General features: G+C 48.4%; 21 protein-coding genes. 7 read left to right on the top strand and 14 right to left on the bottom strand.

The features are described from left to right. The first annotated feature begins 4 nt into the window (after window positions 1–4). From MKX74_RS07150 to MKX74_RS07130, 5 genes are read left to right on the top strand one after another with little or no spacing between them, the layout of a single operon-like run. Window positions 5–1,237, top strand: coding sequence for a YheC/YheD family endospore coat-associated protein (locus MKX74_RS07150; protein WP_341177909.1), 1,233 nt, complete (start codon window positions 5–7; stop codon window positions 1,235–1,237). Window positions 1,238–1,249: 12 nt separating this feature from the next. Next, window positions 1,250–2,623 (top strand): YheC/YheD family endospore coat-associated protein, encoded by a 1,374-nt coding sequence (locus MKX74_RS07145; RefSeq protein WP_341177908.1) that lies wholly within the window; start codon window positions 1,250–1,252, stop codon window positions 2,621–2,623. Next, window positions 2,620–3,735, top strand: a complete 1,116-nt coding sequence (locus MKX74_RS07140; protein WP_341177907.1) for a YheC/YheD family endospore coat-associated protein — start codon at window positions 2,620–2,622, stop codon at window positions 3,733–3,735. The genes MKX74_RS07145 and MKX74_RS07140 overlap by 4 nt, the downstream gene beginning before the upstream one ends. An 11-nt stretch (window positions 3,736–3,746) precedes the next feature. Further along, window positions 3,747–4,265, top strand: coding sequence for a GNAT family N-acetyltransferase (locus tag MKX74_RS07135; protein ID WP_018886088.1), 519 nt, complete (start codon window positions 3,747–3,749; stop codon window positions 4,263–4,265). Then, complete coding sequence (locus tag MKX74_RS07130) at window positions 4,247–5,386, top strand: YheC/YheD family endospore coat-associated protein (protein WP_028592024.1); 1,140 nt, start codon at window positions 4,247–4,249, stop codon at window positions 5,384–5,386. Before MKX74_RS07135 ends, MKX74_RS07130 begins: the two co-directional genes overlap by 19 nt. A 98-nt stretch (window positions 5,387–5,484) precedes the next feature. Here MKX74_RS07130 and MKX74_RS07125 read toward each other — a convergent pair whose 3' ends face one another. The 11 genes from MKX74_RS07125 to MKX74_RS07075 form a co-directional block, all read right to left on the bottom strand. Next, window positions 5,485–6,168: an HAD family hydrolase gene (locus MKX74_RS07125; protein WP_341177906.1), complete on the bottom strand. Its 684-nt coding sequence runs from the start codon at window positions 6,166–6,168 to the stop codon at window positions 5,485–5,487. An 87-nt stretch (window positions 6,169–6,255) separates the two neighbouring features. Then, window positions 6,256–6,471 (bottom strand): hypothetical protein, encoded by a 216-nt coding sequence (locus MKX74_RS07120; protein ID WP_018886091.1) that lies wholly within the window; start codon window positions 6,469–6,471, stop codon window positions 6,256–6,258. Between the two features lie 316 nt (window positions 6,472–6,787). Then, window positions 6,788–9,757: an S-layer homology domain-containing protein gene (locus MKX74_RS07115; RefSeq protein ID WP_341177905.1), complete on the bottom strand. Its 2,970-nt coding sequence runs from the start codon at window positions 9,755–9,757 to the stop codon at window positions 6,788–6,790. Between the two features lie 569 nt (window positions 9,758–10,326). After that, the gene (tnpA, locus tag MKX74_RS07110; protein WP_341180529.1) at window positions 10,327–10,800 is read right to left on the bottom strand and encodes an IS200/IS605 family transposase; all 474 of its coding nucleotides are present in this window, start codon (window positions 10,798–10,800) and stop codon (window positions 10,327–10,329) included. 181 nt (window positions 10,801–10,981) lie between these two features. Beyond that, window positions 10,982–11,551, bottom strand: coding sequence for a manganese catalase family protein (locus tag MKX74_RS07105; protein ID WP_018886093.1), 570 nt, complete (start codon window positions 11,549–11,551; stop codon window positions 10,982–10,984). Window positions 11,552–11,584: 33 nt separating this feature from the next. Then, window positions 11,585–11,920 (bottom strand): spore coat protein CotJB, encoded by a 336-nt coding sequence (locus MKX74_RS07100; RefSeq protein WP_025678202.1) that lies wholly within the window; start codon window positions 11,918–11,920, stop codon window positions 11,585–11,587. After that, entirely contained in the window at window positions 11,917–12,147 is a 231-nt protein-coding gene (locus MKX74_RS07095; RefSeq protein WP_341177904.1) for a spore coat associated protein CotJA, read from the bottom strand. Before MKX74_RS07095 ends, MKX74_RS07100 begins: the two co-directional genes overlap by 4 nt. Window positions 12,148–12,649: 502 nt before the next feature. Further along, window positions 12,650–13,996 carry a hemolysin family protein gene (locus tag MKX74_RS07090; RefSeq protein WP_341177903.1) on the bottom strand — a complete coding sequence of 449 codons (1,347 nt, stop codon included), beginning with the start codon at window positions 13,994–13,996 and terminating at the stop codon, window positions 12,650–12,652. Between the two features lie 16 nt (window positions 13,997–14,012). Continuing rightward, window positions 14,013–15,149 (bottom strand): radical SAM/CxCxxxxC motif protein YfkAB, encoded by a 1,137-nt coding sequence (gene yfkAB / locus MKX74_RS07085; protein ID WP_341177902.1) that lies wholly within the window; start codon window positions 15,147–15,149, stop codon window positions 14,013–14,015. 121 nt (window positions 15,150–15,270) lie between these two features. Then, window positions 15,271–16,377, bottom strand: a complete 1,107-nt coding sequence (locus MKX74_RS07080) for an HD-GYP domain-containing protein (RefSeq protein ID WP_341177901.1) — start codon at window positions 16,375–16,377, stop codon at window positions 15,271–15,273. Between the two features lie 71 nt (window positions 16,378–16,448). Further along, entirely contained in the window at window positions 16,449–17,876 is a 1,428-nt protein-coding gene (locus tag MKX74_RS07075) for a bifunctional metallophosphatase/5'-nucleotidase (RefSeq protein WP_341177900.1), read from the bottom strand. A 141-nt stretch (window positions 17,877–18,017) separates the two neighbouring features. On the opposite strand from MKX74_RS07075, the gene moaD reads away from it, so the two are divergent. Together moaD and MKX74_RS07065 are read left to right on the top strand one after the other, a co-directional pair. Further along, window positions 18,018–18,755 carry a molybdopterin converting factor subunit 1 gene (gene moaD, locus MKX74_RS07070; protein WP_341177899.1) on the top strand — a complete coding sequence of 246 codons (738 nt, stop codon included), beginning with the start codon at window positions 18,018–18,020 and terminating at the stop codon, window positions 18,753–18,755. A 76-nt stretch (window positions 18,756–18,831) separates the two neighbouring features. After that, the gene (locus tag MKX74_RS07065; RefSeq protein ID WP_341177898.1) at window positions 18,832–19,890 is read left to right on the top strand and encodes an HD-GYP domain-containing protein; all 1,059 of its coding nucleotides are present in this window, start codon (window positions 18,832–18,834) and stop codon (window positions 19,888–19,890) included. Between the two features lie 1,035 nt (window positions 19,891–20,925). On the opposite strand, the gene MKX74_RS07060 is transcribed toward MKX74_RS07065, so the two are convergent. The 3 genes from MKX74_RS07060 to sufB form a co-directional block, all read right to left on the bottom strand. After that, entirely contained in the window at window positions 20,926–21,144 is a 219-nt protein-coding gene (locus tag MKX74_RS07060; RefSeq protein ID WP_341177897.1) for a hypothetical protein, read from the bottom strand. Between the two features lie 283 nt (window positions 21,145–21,427). Beyond that, window positions 21,428–21,901, bottom strand: coding sequence for an IS200/IS605 family transposase (tnpA, locus tag MKX74_RS07055; protein WP_341180529.1), 474 nt, complete (start codon window positions 21,899–21,901; stop codon window positions 21,428–21,430). A 327-nt stretch (window positions 21,902–22,228) separates the two neighbouring features. Next, window positions 22,229–23,626, bottom strand: a complete 1,398-nt coding sequence (gene sufB, locus MKX74_RS07050; protein ID WP_028592014.1) for a Fe-S cluster assembly protein SufB — start codon at window positions 23,624–23,626, stop codon at window positions 22,229–22,231. Window positions 23,627–23,639 lie beyond the last annotated feature (13 nt).

Below are 23,639 nucleotides of genomic sequence, written 5' to 3'. Positions count from 1 at the left end.
ATCCATGTCCGTACACGCTGAAGCTGCTGCTCCTCATCGCATACTGGGAGTCATCGTGAACCGAAGAACAGGATCGCCACCCATCGCCGAAGCTGTATTCTGCCGCCGACTTTGCCAATCTGGAAGGCGCTATGGACTAACTGTACTCATCTTCACAGCGGATGGCATCGAGCCACAGCACGGCTTGATATCCGGTTACATCTACCGGGACAAAAGGTGGATCAGGAGTCGCATAACTCTGCCCGATCTGATCTACGATCGGCAATCCGGGAGCGAACGGCGTGCTTCCAGCTGCCTAGGTCTCCAGCGGTTAGCAGAGCAGGCAGCCCGGCCACTGCGCTACTGGTCTAGAGGATTACCTGGAAAATGGCATGTGTATAAGAAGCTTGCCACCGATTACCAACTTCGTCCCGTGTTACCCCCTACGCTTCCTTACTATGGGGGGAGGCTGCTGCGCGACAAGCTCCAGCAACAGCCCAGACTGTTCCTGAAGCCTCAAGCTGGTACTCACGGTAAAGGTGTGCTAGCCGTGGTGTCCTCCCCGGACGGGAAGTACCTGTCGGTAGCTGGCCGCAACCACCGTAACCAGTCATTCAGCCTTCGTTTCCAGAGCCTGGATACAGCAATCGACTGGGTAGACGAATATATTGCCGGGCAGCGCTATATTGTGCAGCCCTTCCTTGACCTGAGGGGCCGGGGGGGCAGGCCGTTTGACGTGCGTGCCTTGGTCCAGAAGAACCTTGCGGGCATCTGGACCCTGACTGGACTTGTGGTCCGGGAAGGTAACAACCCGAAGGGGCTAACCTCCAATCTCCATGGTGGAGGAAGCGCTCATCAAGCTCTTGCTTATCTGGAGGAACTGTTCGGGCAAGAGATGGCAGCGATTCTTGTGCAGAGATTAGAGATGCTTGCACTCAAGCTTCCCAGTCTGATTGAGGCGCACTACGGCAGTCTCGGGGAGCTTGGAATTGACTTTGGCGTGGACACCTCTCGCCGCATCTGGCTATTGGAGGTCAATTCAAGGCCTGGCAGATCAGCCTTTTTCGGACTAGAGGACCTGACAAGTGCCCGCCAATCCATATATCGCCCCCTGCAATACGCCCGCTATTTAATAGGGATGCACGATCGACAAGACAGGATGACAGCAAGCCATTCACCAGAAGCTCATTTCCAAGTCAACAGCCCAGCTGACCCGGCTGCCGCATTGCCACGCGGGCCCTATAGGCTGTCGGGATAGGAGGATAAATAGATGAGTTTGACCCATTGTAATGTTCACTTTACGGGACAGCCCGAGAAGGTTGTGTATATTTCGACCAACCTGATGAAGAGCCTCAACCTTGCAGGTGGCAAACAGATCCATCTGCGGCTTGGCAGAGGCCGAATTCCGGCTGCTGTTCGTACCATTCGGAAGCCCGGCAAGCATCTATACCTGGCTAATGGCATCCGCAATGCCATTAATATCCCCAAGGCAGGTACTGTCTACCTGCGAAACACACAGAACGGCGTCGTACAGCTCGGGCCACTAATCGGTGTACTGTCCGATGGCTCCGGGTCGACAAGCCAGCCCTTCGGCTCGCGAACCGGCTTTATCAGACAGCTGCTGCGAGAGGGGAACAAGCGAGCCTATATATTTGCCTTTGCACCAAGGGACATTGATTGGAACAAGGAGACCGTGAATGGCTACTTTCTGAGCGATAAAGGAGAGTTCACGCGCAAGAGGGTGCCTCTTCCGGATGTCGTCTATAATCGGCTGCCCAGTCGAAAATTCGACTTCTCGCCCTCCACGAACATGCTGCGGGAGCGATTCATTCGCAAGAAAATTCCGTTCTTCAACTGGAGCTTCTTCAACAAATCGGATATTTACAGGTTGCTTGAGAATATGCCGTCAGTCAGCAAATATATACCAGAATCTTATATGAATCCGACCAGAGATCAGATTGCCCAGATTCTGGAGCGTCATCAAATGGCTTACTACAAGCCTAGTGCAGGCAGCCTTGGGAAAGGTATCTATAAATTAACCTACACGCCTCAGAAGGGATATTTCCTTCGCTACAGGCGCGGGGGCAGTAATGCACTGCTGCGCTTCTCTTCCTTTGACAAATTGATGCGAATGCTTCAGGCCAGACTGGGGCAATCCATGCGAGGCTATGTTGTTCAGCAGGGAATCCATTTGATCGAGCTGGATGAGTGTCCGATTGACTTCCGATTCCACATGCACAAAAACGGCTCCAATCAATGGGTGGTCGTCGGCATTGGCGCCAAGAAGGCTGGAAAAGGTAGTGTAACGACACATATCAAAAATGGCGGCTCACTTCTAACCCCTGAACGGGCGCTCAGTCGCAGCTTCGGGTCTCGTTCAGGCGAAGTACTTCAGAATATGAAGCGGATTGCGGTTATCCTTGCACAGGCAATTGAGTCCCAGCATAAGCATCTTCTTGGAGAAATCGGATTTGACCTGGGCATTGATCACAACGAGCAGGTCTGGATGTTCGAGGCCAATGCCAAGCCAGGCCGCTCGATCTTCCACCATCCCTCGCTGCGCTCTGAAGGAAAAGCATCCATTGACCACATTCTGGATCATTGCCTTTACCTGAGTAAGTTCCAGGGGAGGGAGGACGCGTGAACATTCGCATGGAGGAGAGGCTAGTCTTCGCTATTCTGACCGTTCGAGGCACCGGCAAAAAATTGAAGGGAAATCTGGATAACTTTCAGGATATATGGGAGACAGGAACATCCTTGGGGAATCTGGTGTATATCGTAACAGCCAAGGATCTTGTACTGTCCGGTGGTACTGTCCGCGGATATACCTTCAACGAGAGTAAGGGGACGTGGGAGCCTGGTCGCTTCCCTCTCCCCCATGTCGTCTATAATCGCATTCCTAATCGTAGCCAAGAGAGCAGACCTTCTGTACGGCGCAAGCTAAGAGAATTGGGTAAACGAAGAGATATTGCCATGTATAACCCCAGCTTCTTCAACAAGTGGAACCTATTTCAGTGGCTTAAATCCTCCAAAAATACTCGCAAATTCATACCAGCTACCCGGAAGCTGAATAATGCGAGCGGTCTGGAGGAAATGCTGCAGGAATTTCCCTTTCTGTATCTCAAGCCGGAGAGCGGCAAAGCCGGCAAAGGTATCATGCTGTTGAAGTATAACAAGGAGCAATCGCTGCCCTATCGGCTGAAGATCCAATCTACTCGGAAGAGCACAACGTACAAGACAGGAAATCTCCAGAAGCTCTGGGCAAGGATTCGCAAGGAGACAGGTAGCACACCATATATTTTCCAGCAAGGAATTGAGCTTACACTCTATCGCAAGCGTCCGTTCGATCTACGTGTGCTGGTCCAGAAGAATGAGCGTGGTCACTGGAGCGTCACCGGGATCGGTGCTCGACTGGCAGGGGCACGAAGCATTACCACTCATGTCCCGCGCGGAGGAAGCGTGGAGAATCCAGAGACACTGTTGTCCAGACTCTTTGGCTCCGACATGAGCAACACGCTGCTGCAGCGCGTCTACAGTTCCGCCACACAGATTGCACGTCAGGTTGAGATTGGAGCAGGCGCAAGCCTTGGGGAGATGTCCATGGACCTTGGCGTCGATGGGTCAGGGAACTTGTGGTTCTTCGAGGCCAATGCGAAGCCCATGAAATTCGATGAGTCGGACATCCGCCGTAAATCGTTGGAGCGCATCTTCGAATACAGCTCATATCTGGCCAATCAGATCAAAACAGGCGGTTAGGAGGTGACAACTTGACGCACATTGCGACCATGGAGGAATACTCGACAGACAATTGGATTATACAACGACGAAGTCTTTTACAATTCGCCCGAAGATGCGGGGGCCTGCGGATCAGCAGAGAGCTGCTGCGACCGCTGGCTACCTTGTCGACAGAACAACTGAACGAGGAAGGAGCCTCCCTCTTGTATGCCTATGTGCGTACAGAGCAGGGACCTCAAATAGCCGGCTTTTGTCTGGCTGTAGGGTTCGGTCATGAGCTATGCATGGTTGTCATCAGACCGCTATACCGTGGCCGTGGACTAGGAAGACGCTTGTTGCAGGAGCAGCTGTCACGGCTTGAATATCTGGTCTGTACCGTGGATCATGATCACACCGCTGCTAAAAAAATGTGCTATCATGCTGGACTTACTGCTACAGGCATTACTAGTCGTCCAGGAGGTAAGACCGTAATCGTGTATGAAGGGAAGCTGGATCAAGCTGAACGCCCTCCCTTCAAGGAAGGGGCATTACCATGGCTGAAGCTGTCCTAGGCATCATGACGCTCTACATTAATAAAAACAAACAGATTGAGGACCGTCAGGTCTATCAGCGCATGATTACGGAAGGCCGACGGATGGGATTGGAGGTATTCGTATTCACCCCATCCGACTTACACCCTACCAAGAAAATGCTGCTTGCTCAGGATTACGATCCCGTTCGTGGAGCATGGACTCGCTCTTGGCGGGCTTTCCCACAAATGATCTATGATCGGTGTCGGATACAGCGAGGCAGCCGCTTCGAGCAGTTGAAGCGATTCCGTAGACAATATGGGCATCTGACCTTTCTGAATCGTCCACTCCGCAACAAATGGACCGTTCATCAGGCCCTGGCGGCTGTACCTGAGTTCTATCCTCATCTACCCGCGACACGTCTGTTCCATCAATTCAGTGACGTACGCGAGATGCTGAAGCACAATTCACTCCTCTACCTCAAGCCCATCAATGGTACTGGCGGGAGAGGGGTACTGCGCATTGAACCCGTTCCAGGCAAAACAAATCTGTATCTGGTTCAGGGAAGGGACCTGCAACGCAGGATCATCCCACCGAAGAGAATACCCATTGAAAAGCTCAAATCTGCACTTTCCAGCTGGAATATGCACAACTACCTCATTCAAGAGGGTATACCGATCATGCTGGGCAACGGACGGGTGCATGATTACCGGATGCTCGTACAGAAGAATGGGCAGGGACAATGGGAATTTACCGGGGGTGCTGGCAGGGTCGGTCCCCCTCGCAGTGTAACCTCCAATTTGCACGGAGGTGGAAATGCCGTTCCGATGCAAGAATTACTGAAGCAATGGATTCCGGACGAGAATATTCGGCGTGAAGTCAGACACAATGCGGAGAAGCTCAGTGTGGCTATCGCTATCTACCTAGAGAATTTGTACGGTGCATTGTGCGAGCTCGCTCTGGATCTGGCTATCAACAAGCATGGTCACATTTATGTACTGGAGGTCAATCCTAAGCCTGCTCGTGAGGTATTCTCAAAGATCGGTGAGAAAGATATCTATCGACTTGCGATCGTGCGGCCACTGGAATATGCACTGTGGATCCACCGCAACAAACTGGCTTCCACCACGGTTGCTGGAAGAAGACGAAGAGTCCCCCGCTAGACAAGGGACTCTTCCATACATATTATTCATATCGCTACTTATTATTCATATCGTCACATGCTATTCATAGCATGTGTTCTGATTGTTGTCAGCTACAACTACTTCGCCGATGAGTATAGCGCCAGCAGCTCTGTAAAATCCTTAATGATTACATCTGAGCCGCGCAGCTCCTCACCACCTCCGAAGCCAGCATAGGCACAACCAACGACAGTCTGACCATTCTCCTTGCCTGCCTCCACATCCGAGGAGCGGTCACCCACCATCCATGCGTTGGATAGGCCATGGTGATCCAGCAGCAGCTTCACCAGATCGACCTTTGTGGCCGTATTGTATTGTCCCGCACTGTAGACCCCTTCGAACAATGGCATAATTTCATGGGCAGCCGCTACACCTTTCACATAATCCTCCAGGCCGTTACTTGCCACGAACAACCGTACTCCTTGATCATGAAGAGCTTGCAGCGTCTCCTTCACCTGCGGGTACAACTGATGTGTTCCTTGCTCCTTCAAGCCCTCCATCTCCAGCTCCAGCAACAGAATATCGGCTCGTGCCCGCGCCGCGTCACTGGCGTCCGGCATTACCTTCATCCAAATGTCGCTAAGCAGCATACCGAGACTGTTCATCATTCGCTCCTCTGGCGGCGTATCTCCCTCGAACAGTCCCTCTGCCCGTAGTTGGGCAAATAGCTTGTGGTAGACGGGGCTTAGAAGCGTCTCGGTCTGAAATAACGTACCATCCATATCAAAAATCATCGCTTCTGGCTTGGTCAATATCTTAGTCATTGGGTTCTTATCGTCCTTCCTCCAACATGGCTATATGTGATTAGCTTATCATAAGCCATCTGGCCATGGAACTTTCGTTGTTAAACATTAGTCAACTACATGGGCAGCAGCCCTGAATTCATACTGATCGCGTTCATACACTTTGCCAGCGATGGTCACCGAATCCGGTGCAATGCGCTCTACTGTGCCACCGAAATCCTCAAAGGTTGTCCGGCACGTCTCATCCACAGACACGATATATACGCGCAGCTGTGTCATGGCAGCAGCAAACAGCTCCATATCCGTTCTCAGCGTCTTATACATACGATTCACCCTGCTCACCTCGGTTCGTTACATGCTTTGAACGATTGCCCATCAGTTAATCCAACCTTAACTGTTACTAATTTCTTGCTGCTGTTGTTCACTTCCTGCTACTCTTCTTCACTTCCTGCTACTCTTGTTGAATTCTTGTTACGTATGATAAAGCAATTCAGTCCATGATTTCAACAGAATAATTATTCTTGTTCATGAAAAACCAGCCGTCATGAACTGACGACTGGCTTCTTGGTTGTTCAGGTATTTCTGATGGCATTTCTAACAGCATTCTAATTTAGATCAGAGTTGTTTAGATCAGAGTTGTTTAGATCAGACTTGCAAACTTAAGAATTCTTTCGATCAATGCTGCCGTCTCTGCACGGCTCACTGGGGATTGACTATTCAGCATTCCTGCTTGATCTCCCTGCACAATATCTTGTTGTACAGCGAACCCTACGGCGGCACTAGCCCATGAAGATACGAGATCCCCATCCTTATACGACTCAAGCTCAGACAGGCTATTGGCAGCTGTGTCCACATGTGCCAGCTTTACAGCACGAATGAGGATTGCGACCGCTTCCTCGCGGCTAATGTTCCGATTAGGCTTGAAGGAGCCATCATCATATCCGGTGAGAAGTCCATATGCAGAAGCCGTATTGACATAATCCTGATACCAGACATTCTGCTCCACATCGCTAAATGTCTTGCCTACCCGCGATTGGTCTTGAAGCCCGAATGCACGTACAGCAATTGTCGCAAATTCAGCACGGGTTATCTCACGATTAGGTTCGAAGCTTGAAGCACTGGTGCCTTCAATGACAAGTCTGGATGCCATGTTCACAATGGCGCCATTCGCCCAATGATTCACCGTATCAGCAAAGCCCTCTTCATTCCAAATCAGCGCATATGTCCCGCTGCTGAGCAAGCTGTTAATTTGTGCATAATATCGACCATTCAGTTGTATAACCTTAGTGGGCACGTGCATGAAGGATACCTGGGATTCATCGTACACAATACCTGTGGTAATACGATTAGGATCGTATCCTGCTGGCAATAAAATAAGCGATTTTGCATATTCCCCAAAATCTGGCACAGTGATTTGTACCCCTTGATACTCTGCTGTCACAGCAAAATGGATTGCCGTTCCTACCAAGGTGAGATTTCGAGCAGTTGCAGCCCGCTCAATGGCCTGCATTTGTGCTGTGTTATCACCGGAAACGGTGATGCTGTAATGAAGGCTTTGCAACTCCGTTGCTGCGCCATATTGATCAGCGATTCTGTCCGTATGAAGCTGTCTGGCTTGCAGAATCGTGCTACCTTGACCTGCATTGATTTCGATAGAACCATCTTGTTGCTCAAGCCACTGAGTAAGCTTGGCATCCAGTTGTGTCCTAACCGTATTCTCCCTTGCAGAATTGATGACCAATTTGTTTCGTCCTGTCTTTTCGAGCACAGAGATTGCTTTGTCGCTGTCCACTTGAACAACAGTCACCTGTTCTCCGTTTTCATTTTGCACCGTAGTCGAAGCGATCGTGTCACCAGTTACTTCGTCTTTAACTTCAGAGGCATCATGATCTGATGATGAAGACTGATCATCTGTCGTATCAGGAGAAGAGTTATTGGCTCCGCCTCCGGCTCCTCCACCGTTATCTCCACTGCCAGAATTATTGTCGTCGTTGCTGCTTCTAGTCCTTACGTTCACGACAATATCAATAGATCTACCTGCATATTCAATAGTAATTACCGTACTGCCCTTAGACACTGCAGTAATTAGTCCATGCTCATTGACTGTGGCAACGTTCGGATTGGATGAAGTATACGTTACTCCTTCGCTTACGACCTTGTGGCTTCCATCTTCATACACCGCTTGTGTTACCGTTTGCTGCGTCTCACCCTTTAATAGGTTGTATGACGCATTATCTACAGACAGATTGGTAACGGCAGGTGGACTATACAGTACATTGACTATGGCCGCAGCAGACATTCCGTTGTAGACCGCTGTAATGACGGAAGTCCCCTCAGCAAGTCCAGTCACCAGACCATCAGTGTTCACAGTAGCAATTTGGGGCTCCGATGAGCTGAACGTTACCCCGCTTGTGATGACATATGAGGAGTTGTCTTCCTCGTATACACCTGTAACAACAGTTTGGTGTGTCTCCTTCAACTGCAGGTTGTAGCTAGAGCTGTCCAATGTGATAGGAGGCTTGGTAGGCGTACGAAAACCCTTCATCTCGCTTGCGTATGTGATACCATAGCGATCTATCGCATATGCGCGATAACTATAGTTGGCATCAGGTGCAAGGTTGGCCGCTTTAATTGTGTAATTCCCCGCACCACCTGCTGTGCTTGCATACCTGATAGCATGAGAGTTGGAATCATACACCTCAATACCACGTTCTGTCACAGGGTTCTTGCCTTGTATGACTACTTCACCTGAGAGCTCCGCATAGCTTGAGGTGATGGTGTTCACATCCCCTGTTGCTACGATTGGAGCTGATTGTAACGTCCAGGTCTCATTAATGATGAAACCCATCGCTTCTGAATAACCACCAAATGAAAAGAGCTGGTCACGCTTCAGGTCATACACCATAGCAACATGACCACGCTTGTTGGTGACAAGAGGCTGTTGGCTCCAGTCTGTCCCGCTCCAGAACCAGGTATCATCGTTCATTCGTCCGCCGGATCCCAGTATTTCGCCGCCGAACAGGATGATATGCGCACCATCATAGGCTAGACCATAGGCCATCCGTATGTTTGGGGCACTTGTGGTTATATGTTGAGTCCAGTCCACGCCGTCCCAAGTCCACGTATCGTTTAGAAAACCTCCGCTAGAGTTTCCACCGAACATCACAAGGTTCTGATTGGCCGGATCGTAGGCCATTTGTCCGAAAGCACGGGGAGTTGGGCTCGTTGAAGGTGCTTGTTGAACCCAGTTACCTCCATCCCACACCCATGTTTCATTGGTAAGGCCTGTCTGAGACTGACCACCGAAAAAGACAATGTTACCATTTTTTTCATCTGTGGCCATATACGGAACTCCCCGAAGTCCAGGGCTAGTAGAAGGCGTCAGCTCCTGCCAATCAGTGCCTGTCCAGGTCCAGGTATCCCCGAGTAAATTCGTTCGACCATCTCCGCCATACATAATAATCCGATTTGAAATGGGGTCATAGGCCATACCACCACCACTTCTTGCAGGCGGCGTGACCGTGGGGTGGAGCTGCTCCCAGTTCTCCCCATCCCATGTCCATGTGTCATTAACACGAATGGTAGAGCCTCCTACGTAACCTCCGAACATGAGAATCTTCTCACTTCTTGGGTCATAGGCCATCAAGGGAGCTGTTCTCGCTTGAGGTAAAGTCGTCGGAAATCTCTCTGTCCAGACATAATTCTCAGACGTAGCTAAGGAAGCTGAAGTAGCTCCTGCTTGCGACATCAAAATACCGACCGGTAGGTTGATGATCAGATTTAACGATAGAACCAACAATATTATTTTTTGTGATAGTCTTGCTGCAAACAATGTGGTACCCCCCGTTATAATGTAAAATTAATTGAGCCTAATCATATATCGGTAGAGTGACATCGTTCATAAATATCTCTTTTGTACTAGATCCTTTTACAAGATTTATAAATTTAGTGCATGTTATCAATATTTGCTAATGATTAGGGTTCTATTGGGCGTGGAGAACCCTGAAGCCTTAAACCGAACATGGGCTATTGTCAAAATCATGACCACCCGTCCAACGGGTGGTTTGCTCTTGGGGTATAACCCCCTGTTGCCAAACTGCGCCTAAAGACGCTAGCCTGACAGCAAATCTGTTCAGGCTCAGTGTTATTTGTCACTTTCACTTACCAGTTAAACTGGTTTTATTTCTTTTTGCTCCTATTACTGCCAAATGGATCTTCGTATTCTTTTACACTCAGCTTATCTACCGCTTGATCATGTGCTTCTTGCTCACGAATATACTTTCTTACGGTTGCTTCATTTAGGCCCACTGTACTCACATAGTACCCCTCGGCCCAAAATTTTCGATTTCCGTACTTATACTTCAACTGGGCATGTTTTTCAAATATCATGAGCGAACTTTTTCCCTTTAGATATCCCATGAACGTTGAGACTGCAATTTTCGGCGGAATCGCTACCAACATGTGGACATGATCGGGCATCATGTGACCCTCTATAATCTCTACTCCTTTGTACTTACACAAACGTTTGAAGATTTCGATTAAATCTCTTCTCACTTGATTATAGATTTCTTTCCGTCTATACTTCGGGGTGAACACAATATGGTATTTGCACATCCACTTTGTGTGAGCTAGGCTGTAGCTCTTGGTTGCCATTGATGACCATTCCTCTCTTTTGAGCCTGAACATCTCAATTTTATTGGAATGGTCATGGTGGTCAAACCCTCAATCCCTCCACCCGCATAGCGGGTGGTTTTTTGTTTCGCGCGCTTCACGCACTCAACTGGCTAAAGCCATAATAAAAAGCGGCCGCACTTGGCGAGCCGCTCTTCGTCATTCAAAAGATCTTCTTATGCTCCCGATCCTCCTTGAGGATCTCGACAGCTTCCCGGAATCGAAGAGAATGCACCACCTCGCGCTCTCTCAGGAACTTCAGGCTATCCTGCAGATCCACGTCATCCGTCATATCGATCAGCCATTGATAGGTGGCCCTGGCCTTCTCCTCCGCTGCGATATCCTCGTACAAATCGGCTATGGGATCACCCTTCGCTTGAATATAGCTCGCCGTAAACGGAACACCTGCTGCGTTCTCATAGAAAAGCGCCCGGTCATGGCTCACATAGTGTGCGTCCAGGCCTGCTGCCTTCAGCTGCTCTGTCGTGGCATCCTTCGTCAGCTTATAGATCATGGTGGCGATCATTTCGAGATGAGCGAATTCTTCTGTGCCGATATCATTTAGCAGACCGATGACTTTATCTGGTATAGTGTACCGCTGGTTAAGATATCGAAGGGCTGCGGCCAGCTCGCCGTCTGCTCCACCATATTGCTCCTGCAGTAATTTGGCCATATGCGGGTCACATTTACTTACACGTACTGGGTACTGCAGTTTCTTCTCATAAATCCACATGTAACGGACCTCCTATCCTCTCCGAATCGCGCTTCATACCTGCCATGGCCATGGAGATTTGCTCCACTCCCACGGATACTTCGAGAACGCGTGACCAAAGTGCATTAAAGGCCCATATAGCAGCTGGAATTGATGGGCGAGCTGTGTCCGCTCCTTGGTCAGCTTGTTATATTGCTCAATCGCCTGATAGTCATCAGGATGAGTATCGAGGTACAGATTCAGCTCCACGAGCACAAAATCTACGGCCTGCAGCTGCTCCAGTAGTTCATAATATTTGTCATCACACATCTTCTCCGCTTCGGCCCCATAGAGCGGCTGATTCGGAGAATTCGGCTGTGGCAGCTTCGCATTCGGCTCCTGATTGCTCATCCTACTCCGCCCCCCTTCGTGGTCTGATTAGGCACGTAAGGACTATAGAGTGCAGGCCATAATGTTCCTTTTCTCAAAGCCTCTGCTGGACTGAATTGCGGCAGCCCAGGCGGCTGAAATGTAATGAACAGATTCGGGGGCAGGCTATAGAACTTGACTCGAATCGGCGGACAGGGATCGCACGGACCTATAAAGGGATAGTATCTACCCTCTTGCGGAAATTTCACGGCTTTACCTCCTTCGCTCAGCTTTCCTTCCAGAACGATCAACTCATGCGCTACACATACAATTTATAAGCATCACACTCCATATCGGCATGCGACTTCTAAGAAATGATCTACAATCCAATACGATACGATATACAATCCATAGGCTCTGTTATTCAATCTATGCACTTCACAGCCTATTCTGAACTGGAAAATACGCATAGCAGTCTCGTATTACATCGATCATCCATGCTTTTAAGAAAAACGTCTATCGACGAACTTCCACAGAAAACAGACTGTGTTGGGTTGAAGATTTTCTGGCCATGATCGAATTGTTCAGCTCTACTGAGAACTTATAAATATCTTTAACTAAAAAAAACCGCTCCTGTCCAAAGACAGAAGCAGCTGTGACCAGCCTGATGTCCAATATGTATTGCAGCTACATTTGGGGCACCGTGTTGGCAGTGATATTCAGTTCATTCCTACGACGCTTATACTACAATTGATTCGTGTCCGAGTCTCATTACGGTCGCTTGGACGATTCTGAAGCTGCGTAGGAATCCCCCAAAATGATACGAACTCGCAAAATACGCAGCGCAGTAGCCTCTTCCACTTCTAGAACGGCACCATCCCACTGGACCTGCTGTCCTTGCTGAGGACTACCTGCCAGCTCCTTGAACAGCCATCCCCCGATAGAGTCCACCTCACGATCCTCCAGTTCCAGACCCGTGAGCTTGTTCACATCCTCTATCAGCAATCGTCCGTCTACAGACATCTCATGTCCATTCCGTTCCACCTCAGGCCGCTCGTCCTCGAATTCATCATATAAATCACCTACGATTTCCTCCAGAATGGCTTCGGCAGTTAACATTCCAGCAGTTCCCCCATACTCATCTACAACGAGCGTAAGCTGGGAATGCTTGTTCTGCAGGAGACGCAGCACCTCGCTGATCTCCATGGATTCTGGCACACTCAGAATGGGTCTGACTACCGTCTTCAGATCGACAGGAGCTTCTCCCTCGGACAGAAGCACATCCGTAATATGGACGAAGCCGATCACCTGATCCTTGTCCTCCAAGGCTACAGGGTATCTGGAATGACGTGTCTCCTTGATAATCTGCAGGTTCTCTTCCAGCGTCAGATTAGCATAGAGGCAGTGCATGTCCGTCCGTGGTAGCATCACTTCTCTTGCTAGCAAATCCGAGAAATCGAAGAGATTATCCATCAGCTTGATCTCATCCTTGTCGATGACACCACTTTTGGCACTCTGGTTCATGAGAATACGAATCTCTTCCTCAGAATGTGCTCCCTCAGCTTCACTGGCGGGCTGAAATCCGAACATCCTAAGTAACGCATTGGCGGAAGCATTCAGCACCCAAATGACAGGCAGGAATATTTTATAGAAGATCAGTAATGGAGCAGAGAGTAAAAGTGCCACACCCTCTGTACGCTGAATGGCCAAGGATTTGGGAGCCAGCTCCCCAAGCACAATGTGCAGAAATGTAATCACGCAAAAACCAATCATAACCGAGATGGTCGTTACCAGCCGCTCATCTGTTGCACCGAATTGATAGAGCAGCGGCTCGACCAGCAGCTCTGATATAGCAGGCTCTCCAAGCCAGCCTAATCCCAGGGAAGTGAGCGTAATGCCCAGTTGCGTCGCGGACAGATAAGCATCCAATCTCTGGTTCACACGAATGGCATAGCCTGCCAGACGATTTCCCTCGGCCTGAAGCTGTGTCAGACGGGATTGTCGCATTTTAACAAGCGAGAACTCGGCAGCGACGAATACCCCGTTCAAAAATACGAGCAGCAGCACCAGAAACAGATTGACGAACAATTGTCCAAGATGAAACTCGGCATGTCCCACTACAAACTCCTTCTTTCTATAGGTTAATGGCTTTCCTGGACTTGAAATCCACTCCCCGGTAATACATATCCGCTACCAGCAGATTTGGCCCACAGCAACTGGCAGCTGGACAATAGCAATTCACAGTTTTGTTCAACGGATGCTCATTCAGCCATTGCTCAAAGATATCATCCAGCTTTTGCTCCTGTATATTCCCGAAGGCCGGTATATCCGCAAAATCCGTTACATATACACTACCCGTGAACATATTAACATTAACACGGTTACGACCATCCGGATCATTCCGAACGGTGACTTTGGGCTCCGTACGAAGGCGACGAACCAGCTTCTGATCCTCCTCACGGTCTGAGCAGGCAAATACAGGCAGTGTCCCGAACAGCATCCACAGCTCTGGATCACGCGCATCCAGCAAACGATGAATGGCCTCTCGCATCTCCTGTAATGAGATCACGGGAAGGGATGCTGCAAAATTCGATGCATACATTGGGTGCACCTCATGACGTCGGCAGCCGATCTCCCGAATCAACTGATGAATTTCAGGCAATCTCGTATGTGTACGGTAATTAATCATGGATTCCGCAGAAATGAACATCCCCATCTTACTAAGCTGCAAGGAATTCTCCATCATCTTCTCATACAGGCGCGCAGCCGCTGCTGAAGGTACGGGTCTACCACTGTTAGCAAAGCCCACTGCATGGAAATTATCAGCATCCACATAATTGTGGGAGATGTGCATGACATCGAGATATGGCAGCATCTTCTCGTATCTGCCGATATCGAGCGTCAGATTGGAATTGATCTGTGAGCGTATGCCACGCTCCCTGGCGTATTTCAGCAAAGGCACGATTACCTCATCCACCGTCTTCTCCAGCAGGGCAGGCTCCCCGCCAGTAATACTGATGGTCTGCAGATGCTCAACCTCATCCAGTCTTTTCAGCATAAGCGGTAGCGGCAGGAAAGGCTCTTCCTTCATGACCAGTGTATCCCCTACAGCGCAATGCTCACACCGCATATTACACAAGTGCGTAACGGTCATCTCTACGCTTGTCAGCACATGACGGCCATGCTGCCGCAGCGAGACAATCGGATCCCACGGATCGTTAGTCGGTGTAATCTCCGGTAATACGGGTTCATGATTGTGTAACAATGTCATTAGTATTCACCTTATCTTTCAGCATATTGCATTTTATATCCGATTTCATACATTTTGTTCGATTCCATACTATTCGTTCTTGGCATCTATTACTGATAATCGAGCTTCATTTCTGAGCCAATTAGAGCTGTGGAGGTGAATGAGGCCTGTTAAGTCCCTCTGCATCCGTAATCATGACAGACAAGACTACAGACAAATCCAGTTCATAGGGGGTACTCAGCTCTTGCCCGTCAGCACTTTTCAGGACACGAATGATGGGTCTTTGAGGGATGCGCTTATGAATGCGAACTACTACTCCCTCTTCCCCTGTGCTCAGACGCACCGTCAATCCAGGCGGGTAAATAGCGACACAATCCCTGAACATTTCGAGGATTCGCTGCTCATATAGCGTCCCTGCTCCTGTATACAGAACGTCCACGGCCTGATGTGGCAGCAGCGGCTCTCGGTAACTACGGTTGGCGGTCATGGCATCATACGAATCCACCAAGGCCAGTAATTTGGAATAATCATGGATTTCATGACGGGCTAGCCCATGCGGATAACCGCTACCGTCGATTCGTTCATGGTGCTGTAACGCACAAAGAGCAGATATACTTGAGACGTTGGGTTCGTCCTTTAAGATCTGATAGCCCAGCGTCGTATGCTGCTTCACCTGCTCGTATTCATCATTTGTGAGCCTGTCAGGCTTCAGCAATATATACTGGGGAATGCGAGTCTTGCCAATATCATGCAGCAGAGCTCCCATGCCTAGATCCAGCAATTCGCTCTTGGTGTAACCATTCGCAATGCCCAGGACCAGTGTATATACGCAGACAGTCAACGAATGCTGATACAAGTCCTGATCCGTTGTCCCCATATTCATCAGCATGATCATAGCATCCTCCCGACCTCCAATATCATCGAGAATGGAGTTCATGATGCTGCCGAAGGACTTACCCAGATATGACACCGAGGACCCTGAAGAGCTGGAAGAGGCGAGTCTGAACTGCTTCTTGATTTCCTTAAGCGCGTGCTGTCTTGTCTTGTCCTGGAGCATTTCTGGAATATGGATATCATCCGTATGCGGGTCCTGAATATAGACATAGGCCACGCCAATCTCGTGGAGTCGACGGATCAATCGTTCGCTCAGCTCCACATTTTCAGACAGCAATACCATGCCATCCTCGTTAAAAATTCTCTTGCCCAGCTTCATGCCAGGCTGCAGTTGACTTACAGATAGCAGCCGCAATGCGCAATCCTCTCCCGATGTTTAATCAAACTCTTGTCGTGCTGCCTCGTTCTGGCTCCTGATAGAGCCATCTAGCTCCAGCGCTTCCGACTGCACTCCTCCAGTGCCTCCGGGCGCTGAAGCTCCACAGCGAGTAAATCCCTTATGAAATCGGGTAAGCGGTATTGAAGATTCCTCGCCTGTGCCAGGCTTTCATAGCCGATCTTGAAGGTAAACATATCTAGTGTAGCTATGGTATACAACTCACGATCATGTACAGGCTCTCCCTGAATAGAGAGCTGTTGAATTTTATGAAAATCTGGTGCTGCAGGGTCATATATGGCCTCTAGACCATCCAGACACAGGTTCCCAAGCACCTCACCCCTGAAGCCATAGCCCATGATACGCCTTAGGTAGAATTCGGGCAACAGTGATTCCTCCAGCGCCTGCCGAATCTCTGCTCCTGTCAGTGACAAGGTACAGACATTAATTGGCGATGGACAGAGTCTGTGCAGCATGGACTTACTGATCGTCCCGGAGGGAAGTGCACCCAGCAGCTGTCCGGAATTAACCAACGAAGCAGGCGCACCTGTGAAGTTACGTACTGCCTGTGCCAGCACATTTCCGAATTCGGACTCCTGCTCGTAATGAATCGATAGCTCTCTTTCCATGATGACTACCGTCTCTTGCATATTGTGTTCTGCCTGAACACGATGAAGATGTATGGCTGCCGCCACATTCTCGTCGAGTAGCTCATCCTTTAATGGAATACACCCTCCATAGTCCACCTGAAACCTCTCATCCTTCTTTACCCTGGATACTACGAGCTTGCCAAGCTGCAGTCCGTGCTTGCCTGCTGCACAGAGCGCTGTATCCTTGATGAACAGGGGTTCCTCTAAAAGATGATGGGAGTGTCCTCCAAGGATGAAATCTATTCCCTTCAGTTCTTCAGCAAGAGCCTGATCTGTCGCCAGTCCCAGGTGCGACATCAGAATGATGATATCCACCTCGGATTGTATGCTTGCTACCTGCTCCTTAAGACATTCTAGCGGCTCCAGTACATCCCATCCCAACAGTTCATAGAAGGTTGTATAAGGAGCCGTAGCAGCAAGGATACCAATACGAATTCCGTTCTTATTCAGAATGAGGTGTTCTTTCATCCATTTCGGTATAGCTCCTGTCGCACGCTCTCTCACATTGCCACATACAACAGGGCATTGCAGTCCGCTATATACCTGCTGGAGCATATCCGGCGTAAAGGTAAGCCCCTCGTTATTTCCTATGGTGATAGCATCATATCCTGTCAGATTGATGACGTCCACATTGGCGCCACCCATCGTTCCTTCTGTCTCTGGAGCCATACGGTCCATATGATCCCCGATGTCTAGCAACAGCAGCTCATTCTTGCAGGCGCCTCTCTCTGTGTCAATCATGGCGGCCAATGACGGCATGCTGCCGAACCGGCTGTGAATATCATTTGTGTGCAGAATCGTAAGCGTCTGTCTGCCGATCTCATCCATAGCCGCCCCTCCTAGCTGGTGATATGATGGTCATTTTCATACAATGATAGATGACGTATCTCTAATAGCTAAGCATAACATTTTCCGGTTCAATATGGTATATTGGAGGGGCTAATTTCAACCTAAGGAGCGTTTTATCATATGGACATTCAGATTAAGCTTTTTGCAGGGCTGGCGGAGCGTCTCGGCTCTTCCATCATCACCTTGCAGTTGGAAGATTCCATTCTTACCGTTGGACAGCTCAAGCAATGGCTTGAGACTCGATATCCCGAGGCTGCTTCGCAGATCCAAGCCTCCTTCGTAGCTGTGAATCAGGAATTCGCTTCTTCTGATCTAACCTTTACAGCTGATGACGAGATCGCCCTGATTCCACCTGTTTCCGGTGGGGACGGTCTTGGAGAAAGTGATGACGGAGCTACGTATATTAGCAGCTGCGGAAATTATGTAATCACCTCTGCTCCTCTGTCGCAGGAGGCTGTAAGCCATAAAGTAATCACGCCCAATGATGGGGCTACCCTAGTCTTCGTTGGCACTACGCGCGAAATGACTGGGACTCAGAAAACAGTACATCTAGAGTACGAAGCCTATGCACCCATGGCAGTCAAAGTGCTCGCACAGATCGGTCAAGAGATATCCGAGCATTGGCCTGGAGCGAAATGTGCCATATCCCATCGTACAGGCAAGGTGGATGTCGCAGAGGCTAGTGTCGTGATAGCAGTGTCCACCCCTCATCGGGACAGCTGCTACGAAGCAAGCCGTTATGCCATAGAAAGGCTGAAGCAGAAGGTACCCATCTGGAAGAAGGAGATCTGGGAAGATGGATCTGAGTGGAAAGGTCATCAAACCGGACCTTGGGACCCTACCAAAAATATAACATAGTAAAATAGTAATTGTGCCACTAATTCTTTCTTGATATATTGGACATAATCCCACTATAAGAAAGGGTTGTGTCCGTTTGAGAGTCCATGTAACCGATGCCAAGCCTGGAGATTGCCTAAAGACCGATACTTACAACGCAAACGGTGTACCTGTGATGGTCAAAGGGACCGTTCTTGCGCATGACGATATATCAAAGCTGATTCAGCATCACATTGATTACATAGACATTGAACCAGGGCAGCAGGTAGTTGCGGGTGAATTTGGAGCAGATCATCCTGCCTCTCCCGAGCTGCTTCGTCCGCTTATTCCGTTATTTGACAATGCTCTGGAAGGCATAGAGAATCTGTTTCTGGAAGCAGCGGCCTCTAGCAGAATTAATGACCAGCAGGTGGATGAGATGCTTACCCCGCTTATATCGGAGCTAGGCAATCAGAAGGATGTAGTCTCATTGCTGCTCATGCTGGATGGCGGCGATGAGTATACATACAACCACTCCCTGCAAGTAGGTGTACTCTCCTACTATCTGGCGAAGTGGCTGGGACACTCCGATCAAGAGGCCTATCTGACTGGTAAAGCTGGGTACTTGCATGATATCGGAAAATGCATGATCAGCAAGGCGATCCTGAACAAGCCTGGTAAGCTGACAGAAGACGAGTTCCACGAGATGAAGAAGCATACTCAATATGGCTATGAGCTGATCAAAAATTCTACCGGTGATGAGCTATCCGCTACCATTGCTCTGCAGCACCATGAGCGAGAATCAGGCAGTGGCTATCCATATGGATTGACGAAGGACGAGATTCATCCCTATTCCAAAATTGTTGCCGTTGCTGACGTGTACAGTGCCATGACCTCTCACAGAGTCTACCAGAACAAGCAAGAGCTGCTTAGTGTGCTGCGCGAGCTATACGAGATGAGCTTCGGTGAATTGAATGGTGAGGCCACACAAGCCTTCATACGGCATATGCTACCTAATTTCATTAACAAGCGAGTGCTGCTAAATTCCGGCCAGACGGGTATCATTGTACTCAACAATCCCATTGATTATTTCCGACCGCTCGTCAAGCTGGATACGAATGAATTTGTGGATTTGTCTGTGAAAAGACAGCTGGCTATTGAAGAAGTATATTTGTAGATCATATGAGCAGCAGCTGGCTGACTCAACAATCAATGATCGCATAACGACGAAGCCTAATCCTAGAGTTAGGCTTCTTTATTTTGTTTGCTAACGATGTGAATCATAAGTCTCGGCAAGTTCAAACTGATAAGTCGTTTCAAGCTGAACTTTAATCAGTCTCTCCAAGCTGACTATGTATCTATATCCCATGTATCATTTTCATAAATCAGCTCATTTGAAACAAGGATATGACCGTTATGTACGGTACCATGCCCTCCGGTATCATGTCTCTTGCTTATGTTGTTCTCACCGCTCAAACTCTCTAAAATGCTTAACCGAAAAACCTTGCAACTCAAACTTGATTATATAAATTAGAAAGTAACTAGATTCAAGCCACAAACTAGCAATAGGCCCCTAAGGGAGTAATCTGCTGAAAAAACAACAATTCGCCTATTAGCGACATAAAACATGGGATTTACTAGAATGACTGTGGTCACAGTTATAATTTGAGCAACTCTTAATTCATTTATCATCCTAGGAGCTAGTTTGTGAGTAACGAAACAATATGTATCGTGTGCTTGATTAAAGCAGTCACATTAATTTGTACTGAAGGAAGAATCCAAGGAATAAGCAGGGTCCTATGTACAGAAATTATACTTCCTGAAACAAAACCATACGTGATTGTGGAAATTATTAAAATCTGTGTCTATTTTCTTTTCCGTGTGCGGTGTGGACGTGAGGCGGCCACGTTTTTTTATCCACCCAGTGAATAAAAACTCGCGTTCTCGAATACTAAATTTCGAGGTGAGTAATATGGACAGTGAGGCAACCCGTGCCGACATTATTAAAGAATATAAAGAGTTCTGAGATAACTCCATCTGTATTGCAGCCCCATCCTTTCATCCCCGAACCTCGGAGAGCGCCTTGTTAGCAAATGACTCTACTTTGCAATGACCGCTATCCCCTTTGTCTTCGGTCCATTTTACATGTCCGTTTTCGATGTCATTAACCGTTTTTATCCGACCCGCCCTGAATACATACTGCTTCCCGATCTTAATTGCTGAAACCTTCAAACAAGATCACCCCGCCAATCACTAGGATAGTCACTACTCTAGTCAATATAAGAGATCGAGTGACAATACCTAACGATATGCTGGAAACCAGCTTGTCTGCACTTTCACTTTCAGGCTCTTTTTGCCCTTTCTTGCTATCCTCCACCCGCTCAGATCCGTTAGCAACGATGTTTTGAGCAAAGTATTTTGTTTGGTTCAACGATTTGATTATTCTCCCTTGATCTCATCCCAGCCACCGTAAATATTTTCGTTAAATTCTAAAAAAACATCTAACTAATAGTTCTTTCATCATTTGCATTGAGACATATGCATACAGTTCATTTACTCCAGTCTGAAGGGAATCATGACCACCCGTCCAACGGGTGGTTTGCTCTTGGGGTATAACCCCCTGTTGCCAAACTGCGCCTAAAGACGCTAGCCTGACAGCAAATCTGTTCAGGCTCAGTGTTATTTGTCACTTTCACTTACCAGTTAAACTGGTTTTATTTCTTTTTGCTCCTATTACTGCCAAATGGATCTTCGTATTCTTTTACACTCAGCTTATCTACCGCTTGATCATGTGCTTCTTGCTCACGAATATACTTTCTTACGGTTGCTTCATTTAGGCCCACTGTACTCACATAGTACCCCTCGGCCCAAAATTTTCGATTTCCGTACTTATACTTCAACTGGGCATGTTTTTCAAATATCATGAGCGAACTTTTTCCCTTTAGATATCCCATGAACGTTGAGACTGCAATTTTCGGCGGAATCGCTACCAACATGTGGACATGATCGGGCATCATGTGACCCTCTATAATCTCTACTCCTTTGTACTTACACAAACGTTTGAAGATTTCGATTAAATCTCTTCTCACTTGATTATAGATTTCTTTCCGTCTATACTTCGGGGTGAACACAATATGGTATTTGCACATCCACTTTGTGTGAGCTAGGCTGTAGCTCTTGGTTGCCATTGATGACCATTCCTCTCTTTTGAGCCTGAACATCTCAATTTTATTGGAATGGTCATGGTGGTCAAACCCTCAATCCCTCCACCCGCATAGCGGGTGGTTTTTTGTTTCGCGCGCTTCACGCACTCAACTGGCTAAAGCCATAATAAAAAATACGTGTCCGAAAAACTCGGACACGTAAGTGTGAAAATTACTGCAAACACATATCTCCACGTTACTGGGACAATCGAGATGATGCTCTGCTGCTTTATGAGAAATATGTTCAATCTTAACCGGACAAATAACGGACAAATTAGCTATTTGATTCGGTTAAGCCTTGTGGGGCAAGGCTTAACCGATGCTGCCTTCCATCTCGAACTTGATGAGGCGATTCATCTCTACCGCATATTCCATAGGAAGCTCCTTGGTGAACGGTTCGATGAAGCCCATAACGATCATCTGTGTCGCTTCCGCTTCACTCAGACCACGGCTCATCAGGTAGAAGAGCTGGTCCTCAGATACCTTCGATACCGTCGCTTCGTGCTCCAGTGTAATGTTATCATTGAAGATCTCATTGTATGGAATGGTATCGGAAGTGGACTCGTTATCCAGAATCAGCGTGTCACACTTGATGTTCGATTTCGCGCCCTCAGCCTGACGTCCGAAGGAAGCGAGACCACGGTAAGTTACTTTACCACCATGCTTACTAATGGACTTGGATACGATCGTAGAGGTGGTGTCTGGAGCAAGGTGAATCATTTTCGCTCCTGCATCCTGATGCTGGCCTTTACCGGCTACAGCAATGGACAACACCATTCCTTTAGCTCCGCGTCCCTTCAATACTACTGCTGGGTACTTCATCGTCAGCTTGGAGCCAATGTTGCCATCAACCCACTCCATAGTTGCATTTTCTTCTGCAACAGCACGCTTGGTTACCAGATTGTAGATGTTAGGTGCCCAGTTCTGAATCGTGGTGTAGCGTACACGTGCATTTTTCTTGGCGATGATCTCAACTACCGCACTATGCAGCGAGTTCGTACTGTAGATCGGAGCTGTACAGCCTTCTACATAATGAACGAAGCTGTCCTCATCGGCAATAATGAGCGTACGCTCGAATTGCCCCATGTTCTCGGAGTTGATCCGGAAGTAAGCCTGCAGAGGCACCTCGCATTTCACACCCTTAGGAACATAGATGAAGCTTCCGCCTGACCATACTGCACTGTTCAGCGCAGCGAACTTGTTGTCGGCTGTTGGAACTACAGTAGAGAAGTACTCCTTGAAGATCTCCGGGTGCTCACGCAATGCCGTATCGGTATCGGTGAAAATGACGCCTTGATCCTCAAGCTCCTTCTGCATGTTGTGGTAGACTACCTCAGATTCATATTGTGCGGATACACCAGCCAAGAACTTTTGCTCCGCTTCAGGAATTCCGAGCTTGTCGAAGGTCTCCTTGATCTCAGCAGGAACCTCTTCCCACGTCTTTCCTTGCTTCTCGGATGGTCTGACATAATACTGGATATCATTGAAATCCAGCTCATCCAGATTCCCGCCCCATTGGGGAGTGTCCATCTTCTCGAATTGTTTCAATGCCTTGAGTCTGAATTCGAGCATCCATTCCGGTTCATTTTTAATCTTGGAGATTTCTTTTACGATTTCCGGGGTCAGACCTTTACCAGTTTGAAAGATGGCCTTATGCTCGTCGCGAAACCCATACTTGTACTCTTCTAACTCGGGTGCCTTTTTCGACATGGTCTTTGTACCC

It is taken from the genome of Paenibacillus sp. FSL K6-1230 (assembly GCF_038002385.1).
Lineage (GTDB): Bacteria > Bacillota > Bacilli > Paenibacillales > Paenibacillaceae > Paenibacillus > Paenibacillus massiliensis.
The sequence above is the reverse complement of the archived record's forward strand: the minus strand, read 5'-3'. Positions and strand labels throughout refer to the sequence as shown.

What these genes read in the sequence shown, in the direction of transcription:
- MKX74_RS07150 (WP_341177909.1), top strand. Translation starts at nt 5, where the DNA reads ATGTCCGTACACGCTGAAGCTGCTGCTCCTCATCGCATACTGGGAGTC.
- tnpA (WP_341180529.1), bottom strand. Translation starts at nt 10,800, where the DNA reads ATGGCAACCAAGAGCTACAGCCTAGCTCACACAAAGTGGATGTGCAAA.
- MKX74_RS07125 (WP_341177906.1), bottom strand. Translation starts at nt 6,168, where the DNA reads ATGACTAAGATATTGACCAAGCCAGAAGCGATGATTTTTGATATGGAT.
- tnpA (WP_341180529.1), bottom strand. Translation starts at nt 21,901, where the DNA reads ATGGCAACCAAGAGCTACAGCCTAGCTCACACAAAGTGGATGTGCAAA.
- yfkAB (WP_341177902.1), bottom strand. Translation starts at nt 15,149, where the DNA reads ATGACATTGTTACACAATCATGAACCCGTATTACCGGAGATTACACCG.
- MKX74_RS07130 (WP_028592024.1), top strand. Translation starts at nt 4,247, where the DNA reads ATGGCTGAAGCTGTCCTAGGCATCATGACGCTCTACATTAATAAAAAC.
- MKX74_RS07100 (WP_025678202.1), bottom strand. Translation starts at nt 11,920, where the DNA reads ATGAGCAATCAGGAGCCGAATGCGAAGCTGCCACAGCCGAATTCTCCG.
- MKX74_RS07115 (WP_341177905.1), bottom strand. Translation starts at nt 9,757, where the DNA reads ATGTTCGGAGGTTACGTAGGAGGCTCTACCATTCGTGTTAATGACACA.
- MKX74_RS07145 (WP_341177908.1), top strand. Translation starts at nt 1,250, where the DNA reads ATGAGTTTGACCCATTGTAATGTTCACTTTACGGGACAGCCCGAGAAG.
- MKX74_RS07105 (WP_018886093.1), bottom strand. Translation starts at nt 11,551, where the DNA reads ATGTGGATTTATGAGAAGAAACTGCAGTACCCAGTACGTGTAAGTAAA.
- MKX74_RS07120 (WP_018886091.1), bottom strand. Translation starts at nt 6,471, where the DNA reads ATGTATAAGACGCTGAGAACGGATATGGAGCTGTTTGCTGCTGCCATG.
- sufB (WP_028592014.1), bottom strand. Translation starts at nt 23,626, where the DNA reads ATGTCGAAAAAGGCACCCGAGTTAGAAGAGTACAAGTATGGGTTTCGC.
- MKX74_RS07075 (WP_341177900.1), bottom strand. Translation starts at nt 17,876, where the DNA reads ATGGATGAGATCGGCAGACAGACGCTTACGATTCTGCACACAAATGAT.
- moaD (WP_341177899.1), top strand. Translation starts at nt 18,018, where the DNA reads ATGGACATTCAGATTAAGCTTTTTGCAGGGCTGGCGGAGCGTCTCGGC.